This window comes from Pseudomonadota bacterium, assembly GCA_030860485.1.
GTDB lineage: Bacteria > Pseudomonadota > Gammaproteobacteria > JACCXJ01 > JACCXJ01 > JACCXJ01.
This window is the reverse complement of record JALZID010000381.1, coordinates 1-8,523: the sequence shown is the minus strand read 5'-3', so window position 1 is coordinate 8,523 and position 8,523 is coordinate 1. Positions and strand designations below refer to the sequence as shown.

At 59.1% G+C, this 8,523-nt stretch carries 10 protein-coding genes; 8 read left to right on the top strand and 2 right to left on the bottom strand.

Annotation, left to right across the window (positions count from 1 at the left end):
- Window positions 1–724: 724 nt before the first annotated feature.
- Window positions 725–1,960, top strand: a complete 1,236-nt coding sequence (locus M3461_23290) for a hypothetical protein (GenBank protein ID MDQ3777066.1) — start codon at window positions 725–727, stop codon at window positions 1,958–1,960.
- Between the two features lie 359 nt (window positions 1,961–2,319).
- Here M3461_23290 and M3461_23285 read toward each other — a convergent pair whose 3' ends face one another.
- Window positions 2,320–2,865, bottom strand: a complete 546-nt coding sequence (locus M3461_23285) for a hypothetical protein (protein ID MDQ3777065.1) — start codon at window positions 2,863–2,865, stop codon at window positions 2,320–2,322.
- 68 nt (window positions 2,866–2,933) lie between these two features.
- Between M3461_23285 and M3461_23280 the strand changes: the two genes are divergently transcribed.
- The gene (locus M3461_23280) at window positions 2,934–3,653 is read left to right on the top strand and encodes a site-specific DNA-methyltransferase (GenBank protein MDQ3777064.1); all 720 of its coding nucleotides are present in this window, start codon (window positions 2,934–2,936) and stop codon (window positions 3,651–3,653) included.
- A gap of 5 nt (window positions 3,654–3,658) precedes the next feature.
- Here the strand turns inward: M3461_23280 and M3461_23275 are convergent, their stop codons facing one another.
- On the bottom strand, window positions 3,659–3,820 hold the full coding sequence (locus M3461_23275) for a hypothetical protein (GenBank protein ID MDQ3777063.1): 162 nt from the start codon (window positions 3,818–3,820) through the stop codon (window positions 3,659–3,661).
- A 68-nt stretch (window positions 3,821–3,888) separates the two neighbouring features.
- Between M3461_23275 and M3461_23270 the strand changes: the two genes are divergently transcribed.
- The 6 genes from M3461_23270 (at window position 3,889) to M3461_23245 (ending at window position 8,192) form a co-directional block, all read left to right on the top strand.
- Window positions 3,889–4,170 carry a cupin domain-containing protein gene (locus M3461_23270; protein ID MDQ3777062.1) on the top strand — a complete coding sequence of 94 codons (282 nt, stop codon included), beginning with the start codon at window positions 3,889–3,891 and terminating at the stop codon, window positions 4,168–4,170.
- Window positions 4,171–4,196: 26 nt separating this feature from the next.
- On the top strand, window positions 4,197–5,822 hold the full coding sequence (locus tag M3461_23265; protein ID MDQ3777061.1) for a hypothetical protein: 1,626 nt from the start codon (window positions 4,197–4,199) through the stop codon (window positions 5,820–5,822).
- Between the two features lie 177 nt (window positions 5,823–5,999).
- Window positions 6,000–6,479, top strand: a complete 480-nt coding sequence (locus M3461_23260) for a hypothetical protein (protein ID MDQ3777060.1) — start codon at window positions 6,000–6,002, stop codon at window positions 6,477–6,479.
- Window positions 6,480–6,632: 153 nt separating this feature from the next.
- Window positions 6,633–7,385: a hypothetical protein gene (locus tag M3461_23255; protein MDQ3777059.1), complete on the top strand. Its 753-nt coding sequence runs from the start codon at window positions 6,633–6,635 to the stop codon at window positions 7,383–7,385.
- Window positions 7,342–7,899, top strand: coding sequence for a hypothetical protein (locus M3461_23250; GenBank protein MDQ3777058.1), 558 nt, complete (start codon window positions 7,342–7,344; stop codon window positions 7,897–7,899). The genes M3461_23255 and M3461_23250 overlap by 44 nt, the downstream gene beginning before the upstream one ends.
- Window positions 7,896–8,192, top strand: coding sequence for a hypothetical protein (locus M3461_23245; protein MDQ3777057.1), 297 nt, complete (start codon window positions 7,896–7,898; stop codon window positions 8,190–8,192). Before M3461_23250 ends, M3461_23245 begins: the two co-directional genes overlap by 4 nt.
- The last annotated feature ends 331 nt before the right edge of the window (window positions 8,193–8,523 follow it).

The window sequence follows — 8,523 nt, the reverse complement described above, 5'->3', positions numbered from 1 at the left end:
CTGGCCCGCGGCTCGTGGAGAGCCTCGAGATCCTGGCGGAGGCGATTCACCCTGGTGCGCTCCCGCCGCGGTACCGCGGCAGCGGCTGGGTGGCCTGGCCGCAGGGGTAGCCTTCCTGGTGACTCGCGGTGCGGTGTTCTGCGGGCAGTGCATGTCGACGGCAGTCTACGTCCGCATCGCTCGCAATCCGCGTCGTAGGGGAAGCGCCAAGCGGGATCTGATGGCACTCCCTTTGGCCCAAGGCAAAAGGCGCGGGCGCCGTTCACAGGTTGTCTTGGTCGCCGTGTTGGCCGCGTCGTGGCAATCCGACACCCTCCCGGCAACGGCCCAAACGGGAAGGCGGTTCGAGCGTTGCTTGAGTGTATAGGACAATGAGATGGATACAAATAACTCACTCTTGAGACGGGCTTCATTGACTTCTCTTGCAGTACTACTCGTGGCTTTCCTAGTCTCATGCTCATTTACAGGCTTCCCACACCCACCTCAATTTTGTGACAATTTCGAGGCACTTTCTCTTACCGACCTGTCTCAACGTCCTTCCGACACGCCAATATATGATCCTATCCGAGACGATCAAATACTTATAAAGGCTGAGCAAAGTCTAGATATTTCCGAATACGCTAACAAGGCGTCAGTCTTTCTTACTGGTTGGACATCGCGTTACCTCGGTGACGACGACCAGAATGTCATAGGGACTGTAACCTTAATCGGTAGGATCAGACTTATGGACAACAGACTTGAGGGCAGAAAGCTCACATGGAATATGAGATTTTTGAGGGATATTGATTCCCAGGAAGGGTATGACTGGAGTTACGGTTATACGGTCATCGCCTGGAACGATGCAGCGCTTAATGTGCTGGTCAACCACTACGACGCGGACGACTTCTGTAAAGCCGGTACGGGTGGCTCCGACAACCTCTATTTCGCCAATAACACCTCATCAGATACCGCTCTTTCATCTTTTACTTCTTTTCTCCAAACCCCTGATGTCCCTCTAGGCGCGACTGTCGCCATTCTCCCACGGGGATTTGCACCCCGTTGGGACAGCGACAACAACTTGCTTCAACTAGCATACATTTTAGATCACATTGAAACCTTTGTTGAGTACGGCAAGAAACATAAAAAGCCATCTGGAGACGTACCCGCTACATTGCCAACCAGTCTCGCCAATTCCAATTCGGGCTTCGTGAGTTGGAACACCAATGCTGAGAGAAGATTTTACATATTTGGCGAAATGGTTTCTGCATTAGGCGGCAACGATGTTGGGGTGTTGCAACCTCCTTTCTCGGTCCTTCTACAAGGATCGGGCTTTAACGTTTGCCAGGGAGGGCTCAAAGGTGTGAAGACCGAAGACTTTGGCATTGAGAAGGTACCATTCGAATACACAATACCGATGCTTACAGGTTGGCATTTGAATTATCCCTGCGATCATGGGGACGTAAAGGAGATCGGGATATGGGTAGTAGATGAGTGGAGGAATGATAAACGCCCTGCCATTCCCGCAGGAACATTGCGCTACAAGCTGTCTTCAATCCTGTGTCACAAGGACGGCGATCGCGGACCCTTACGCAGTCATAAAGTTACCATCCTGGGACTCAGACCGACGGTCAGTGTGGCGGAGAAGCAGACGGCGCCCGATTTGGTGCCTTTCAGCTCCTATGGAAACTACCGATCAGCGTTTTGCAGAATAGAGCAGGGCAGAAAGCTGAGAGTCACAGTGAAGAATCAGGGCAACGACAAAGCACCCGCCTCAAAGACGACGGTCACATTTAGGGATAAAAGTTTTAGCCTTGACACTCCCGCCATTCCGGTGGGTGGGTCCGTTGATCTTTTATTCGATGTTCCCGCAAGCTGCTTGAGGCCCTTTTGCTCTTTCAAGATTATGGTTGATGCCAACAGCCAGGTGGATGAATTGAACATGGAAGGAAACAATAGCGCGAGCGGTGGCTGCATCGGCTGATATCCTGATATATTTCGGGCAATGTCCAGCAGACAAACGCGACCCTGGCTCCTTTCTCCCCCGCGCCAAGAAGCAGCGCGTCGGTTAGCTGATGCGTTCGGCGCCAGCTGAAAGACTTATGACGGGTGGATCGAAATCACGAGTGAATCGGGCTGGCGATAACGTGCGCGCTGGCACACCTACCGCCGCAGATCTGCAGGCTATCGAACAGTGGCGTGCAGCCCACCGTGCCGTCCGAAACACATTTCAGTCGATTCTACGAAACCGAACACGCAGAACAAGGATAACCGTCGCGGAACGGCATAAGCGTAAGCCAACATATCGCAGCGTTTACGCGAGCATCGCGTAGGCATAGTCGGTCAAGTAGCCGGAGATTGATTGGCGGCAGAGACGTAAGCCTGCAGTTGCATGTGACGAGCCGAGGGGTTCCGGTGGACCGTCACCCGATGCGGTACGAGCGGCGACTGGAACCTCGCAGCTGCGTTGATGACCATCACGACGCCGGCGATCGCCCGGTTTCCGTAGTTGTGGACATGCTGGTGGTGGGCCCCCAAGTCGCGCTTCCGGTTCTTGACCGCCTTGCGGTGCTCGGTCATCACCCCCTTGATCTCGATCGCGACCTGGAACGTCGATGGCGGCGCCTTGGCGATCCCCTCCTCGGGGACGATCACGGGGCCGGCTGGCGGTCCCATCGCGAGATCGATGTTCCAGAGCGACGTCCCGAAGTGAAGCTTGACGTTCAGGTCGTAGACCAGGCGGCCGGCGCCCGCCTTCGATCGCACGGGCTCGCAGAGTGTGAGAAGATCACCCACGATGACCGCCGCGAGCGCGTGGGAATGCTTGTTGGACCGAGGATGATAGCCCTCAGTCCTCAGATGCTCGATAAAGGCCGTCGGCAGCAGCATCCGGACATCGCCTCCCTACGCGAACCTCAAGGACCTACGCGCCGGGGAATCCGAGCCAGCTTGGCGACATCGTCGACTACGACCAGTTCCTGGGCGAACTCGACAAGGTATGGGCGGAGTGCTTCCGAGCGCTCGTACCGGGCGGCCGCATCTGCTGCGTTGTTGGGGGCGTCAACGTGGCCCGGGCGAATGGCGGCCGCCACTATGTACTGCCTCTGGCTGCAGACATTCGCGTCCGGGCACAGCGCCTCGGCTTCGATCATCTGCAGGGGATCATCTGGTACAAAGTCGCGAATATCAAGCTGGAGGCCTCACGATCCACGCGCTACCTGGGAAAGCCGAACCTGCCCGGCGGCATCGTCAAGAATGACATCGAGCACATCATCTTTCTTCGGAAGGCCGGCTACCGGTCGCCGTCGGCCGAGATGGAAGAAGGGAGTTTCGTCGCCACCGACGACTACGTGCGATGGTTCCGCTCCATCTGGGATGACATCCGGGGGGCATCGCTGAAAGACCACCCCGCGCCGTACCCGCTTGAGCTCGCAACGCGCCTCATCCGCATGTTTTCGTTCATCGGCGACACCGTGCTTGATCCCTTCGCGGGGACCGGCACCACGGCCCTTGCCGTCATGCGGTACGGACGTTCGTCCCTGAGTTACGAAGTCGAACCCACGTATGTGGCACTCATCAAGAACCGCCTCGGTCAGTCCGACGCATTCAACGAGACGGTCCTCAGGTTCCGAGAACGTGCGTCCGGAGCCCCTCCCCTCGCGCCGCGTTCCTTATAACGCCATCAAACCTCACGCAAACCGTCCGAGGGCTCGATACGGGCGGCGCGGACGCCGCCGAGCACGGCTCCGAGGAGGCTCGCCATCAAGGTCAAGAACAAGGCCGCGAGGAAGTGCCGAGGCATGAGAAAACAGATGGGCTGCCCGACCGCGAGATCGGCTGCCAACGCGCGAGGCGGCAATCGCGCTAGAATACGGGTTGTATAGTGAAGCGCGTCCGGTAGACGGAGGGGCAATGCAGCAGACAAACGTTGCGAAACAATGGGCGGGGCGTGGGTTTAGCTGTGCCATCTGGACGGACCCGCCCGGGCGGGTCTGGGCCGACTTCGTCCACGACGCTGATGAGATCGTGATGCTAATCGATGGGGAGATCGAGGTGTCATTTCGGAGGCGAACGCTCCACCCTCAGCCAGGCGAAGAGGTTTTGATACCGGCCGGCACGAGCCACACCGTCAGAAACATCGGCAAGACCACGAACCATTGGTATTACGGTTACCGCCTTGCGCGCAGCGAATAGAAGCGCGCAGCGAATAGAAACCCAAGATGATCACTCCCGCTTATCGCTGGATCGATCGCAACATTCTTGAGCTCGGCCGCGAAATGCGGCTGTCCTATCTGCCGCCGCTCATGGTCTACATGGGGGCTGGGATCTCTGGCCTGACCGGCATCGTCGGCACCTTCTTCGTCAAGGATTACTTGGGCCTCTCCGCCGCCTTCCTCGCCGCGCTGGGCTTCTGGGCGGGGATCCCCTGGGTGCTCAAGATGCCGCTGGGGCATCTGGTCGATCTCATCTGGCGTTGGAAGAGCCTGCTTGTCTATCTGGGCGCGAGCCTCATCACGGTGGGCCTGCTCATCATGGTGTTCCTTATCGGCGAGCGCGAGGCTATGACCGCCATCATGCCGGCGGAGGTATGGTTCGTGGTGAGCGCGCTGCTGTCACCGATCGGCTATGTGATCCAGGACGCGGTCGCCGACGCGATGACCGTAGAGGCGGTGCCGCGCGTCGATGAGGACGGTCGCCCCGTCGATCCGGCCACTCGCAAGCTCATGCACACCACCATGCAGACGCTCGGGCGCGTGGCCATTATCGGCGGCAGCACGCTGGTGGCGCTCATCAACCTTTACCTCTTCACCGGCGTGGAGAAGCTCCCGCAAGCAGACATTGCGCGCATTTACCGCGACGTCTACCTGATGGCCCTGAGCATCCCCGCGATCTCGGTGCTGGGTGTGGTGAGCGCCTCGCTCCTCAAGGCGCGCGACCGGCGCCGGCTGCTCCGCGCGGGCAAGAGCCGCGCCGAAGTGCAGTCGCTGATCCTGGAGCACGTGGATGCGACCAAACCCAACTGGTGGATCCTCGGCGGTAGCCTGCTGTTCGTGGTGTTCACACTCGCCGTGGGTCTCGGCAATCTGCCCTACAACGAGGAGATCGTGTTTATAGGCTCCTTCGCCATCGTCGCCTTTCTCATCGAGCGGCTGACGCGCGAGCTCACTCCCGAGGCACGGGCGACACTCATCGGTACTGCCATCGTCATCTTCGCCTTCCGGGCTACGCCCACTCCGGGCCCGGGCGTCACCTGGTGGATGATCGATGAGCTCAACTTCGATCAACATTTCCTCTCAGTGCTATCGCTAATCGCAAGCGCGCTCACGCTGGTCGGGATGTTCATCTTCCGCCGCTTCATAGCCGAGCGCTCGATCGCCTATGTGGTCGGCTTCCTGACCCTTGTTGGCTTTGTGCTGGCGTTGCCCATCCTCGGGATGTACCACGGCCTGCACGAGTGGACCGCCGCACATACTGGCGGGGTGGTGGACGCGCGCTTCATCGCGCTGGTCGACACCGCGCTCGAATCGCCGCTCGGTCAGATCGCGATGATCCCGATGCTGGCCTGGATCGCGAGCTCCGCGCCCCCCAACCTCAAGGCCACCTATTTCGCGGTGATGGCCTCCTTCACCAACCTCGCGCTCTCGCTGAACCAGCTCGGCACCAAGTACTTGAACCAGATCTTCATTGTCACCCGCGAGGTCCGTGACCCCGCGACCGGCGCCCTCCAAGTGCACGCCGACTACAGTCAGCTCGGGACCCTGCTCATCGTGCAGATCCTGCTTGGCCTCGCCCTGCCCTTCGGCGCGATCCTCTTCGCCCGCCTGTCCAAATTCCGCAGCGCTTGACATACCGCCCGGCAAGCACGCGATCGGGTCGAGCTGACGGGCGCAATCCTGTCAGCTCGACCCGATTGCTTGCTCTCGCGCTCGCGGCGGGTGATGCGCAGCCGTTGGGCCTCAAATATGCTTTTCGCAATCGATCTCATTGAAACCTTCCTCATTCTAGACTAGGAGCACTGAGCAATGACTGACCAGAACAATCAACTGGTGGCTGTTCGCCAAGATGTGCAGCCATCAGACATCATCGTGGGGCTAGGGTCAGCAGATCGAAAGCTGCTGGCTGCCTGCCTAGCGCTGTTCGAGGACAGTACGCTGTCCCAGCGGCTTCAACAGTATTATTCAAAGGCTTGGGACTGGGCGCGCACGCATCTCGGAAGGCTGGATGTCGATGCCTTCCAGAAGTGGTTGGGCAATGCCAGCGTACAAAAGGAAACCGCAAGCGTAACGACGCGGAAGGAGTCTTGGGAGGCGGATCGGCAGCTGACAGACAACGACCTTCGGTTGATTCTGTGGATCTATCTGCGCGAGGCATTCGACCTACGGGCACGCCTGACTGTGTCGATGCGCGGTGCGGATGTACTCGCCACCGAGCTTGCCGCTGCAGCAATCCACCTAGCCTCATCCAAGACGGGAAAGACCTCCTACAGCGTTGGGGTTGGATAGAGGAAAAGCAACGCTGCTTCACTCTCACAGATGTCGTCCTGCCGGTGCTGGACAATTTGCTAGCCACAGCACTCAAGGACGGTGCCGTCCAGATGGACGCGACTGCTCAGGAAAATCTATCTAATCGCCGAGATACGCGCACGCCTTGAGGGCATGAGCGAAGCGGATCAGAAGTGCCTTCTGGATAAGATTGAAGCAACGGATTTCAACGATACGGCGATCCGCAACATGCTGCTCACCAGCGGCGGACTGGTGGCGTTCGGCGGCGGTGTGAGCATGGCAGGGTTTTCGGCCTTGCGAGTGTTGGCGCTGCTGGCGTTACGGGGCCTCAGCGTCACTAACCGCGATAGAATCGCAGTCACTTTGAATAGCTTCTCGCGAGCCAAGGCGCTAGGGCCCGTTGGCAATCTCGATGACGAGACCGCCAAGCGCTATCGGGACGAATGGCATGCGCTCCAGCCCGTCGTCGGCAAACCTGGGCCACGCCTTGATGCTGGCGTCATCAAACTGATGGCAGAAGCACCACAAAATAATCGCCTGGCGCGGCTGCTCTTCCCAGGCGACGGCGAAGCGCGCGCGACGGCGGCGGTGGCTGCGCTCACCCTGGGTGATATTGTGTATTCAGCCGCTGCCATTGACCTACTGTCATCAAAGCCGCCGACTTTGCACGCGTGGATGTGCTGGACAACCCTCTGGCCTTTGCAGACTTCGCTCGCAGGATTCAGGAGCTGTCTCCGCCCGCATCACCGGCGCGATCAGCAATGTGAAGGGGTACGCCGCCGAGCAGTTCGTGGCCGCCGAGCTCGTCGCAAAGGGACATCAGGTCGAGTTTCCGGCAACCTCCAACGAGCCAGGTTGGGATTTGCTGGTCGATGGCGAGAAGTTTCAGGTCAAGTGTCTGGATGACATTGGTGGGCTCAAAGACCATTTCGGCGAAAATTACCGCTACCCGGTGCTCGCCAATTCAGAGTTGGCGGACAAGATCCCAACCGAATGGGCCGACAAGGTGTTCTTCGTCGAAGGCTGCAGCAACGAGCTGATCAGCCATGTGACCGAAAGCTCTATGGCAGCAGGCGCCGATGTGTTGAGCCCCGCAGTGCCGGTGTTTGCCTTGGTCGTGAGCGCCGTCCGTAACCTGATGAAATATAACGTCGGCAAGGTCAGCGGCACGCAGGCGGTGGAACAAGTTGTGCTCGACGGCAGCACTCGCGCCAGCTTGGCGGTGGCAGGCGGGTATCTGGAACGGGTATTGGGCTTCTGGTGTTCGGCCCGGCCGGTGCGCTGGTATGGGGGTCGGTCCTTCCCGTGCTTGCCCAGGCGCAGGCAAGCCGATTCATGGGACTGCTGGACGGGTTTATCCAGACCCAGGCATACAAGGAATGGGCATCAGAGGCGCACATCGCCATTGATGCCCTCGTGACCTGCCTAGAAAAGGCCATCATAGCCAAAATTCAACTGTTGCGAGATAAGAACAGGGCTCTTGGGGCGGGGCGGCTTAGCGAGTATGTGCGTTATCGCTTCACAGACGATGAGTGGTTCTTAGGCGAATCCCAGGCCAGGCTGGTGCAACTGAGGACTGAGACTTGCGGCACGGTGGAGCAGCGCGCCCTTGATATGATCCGCTGGACGGCTGGCAGCACCATTCATCCGGCACGGTACCAGGCAGAGCTTGCGCAACTGAATGAGACGCTAAAGGGCGTCCAGCATTTTTAGTCCGCATTATAGGCCCGACGGGAGATGTGCTTGATAAAGCAACGGCAGCGATTGGTGGGGTTAGGGAAGTAGTCGCTTCATTCGCAGCCGGAGCAAAGGCTCGTTTGAACGATCGTAAGTGATAGTCAGGTCCTGAAGGACCAACAAGACGCTGCACCGGAGCGCTCCTATCGTCGCGCCCGATGAGGCCGCGAGTTAGTGTCCGGCATGAGAAAACAGATGGACTGCCCGACCGCGAGATCGGCCGCCAACATGCGGTTGATGATCTGTTCGAGGAGCAGGTACACGAGCACCGCGCCGAGCCACCCGAGGACCGCGGTGAAGAGCGCGT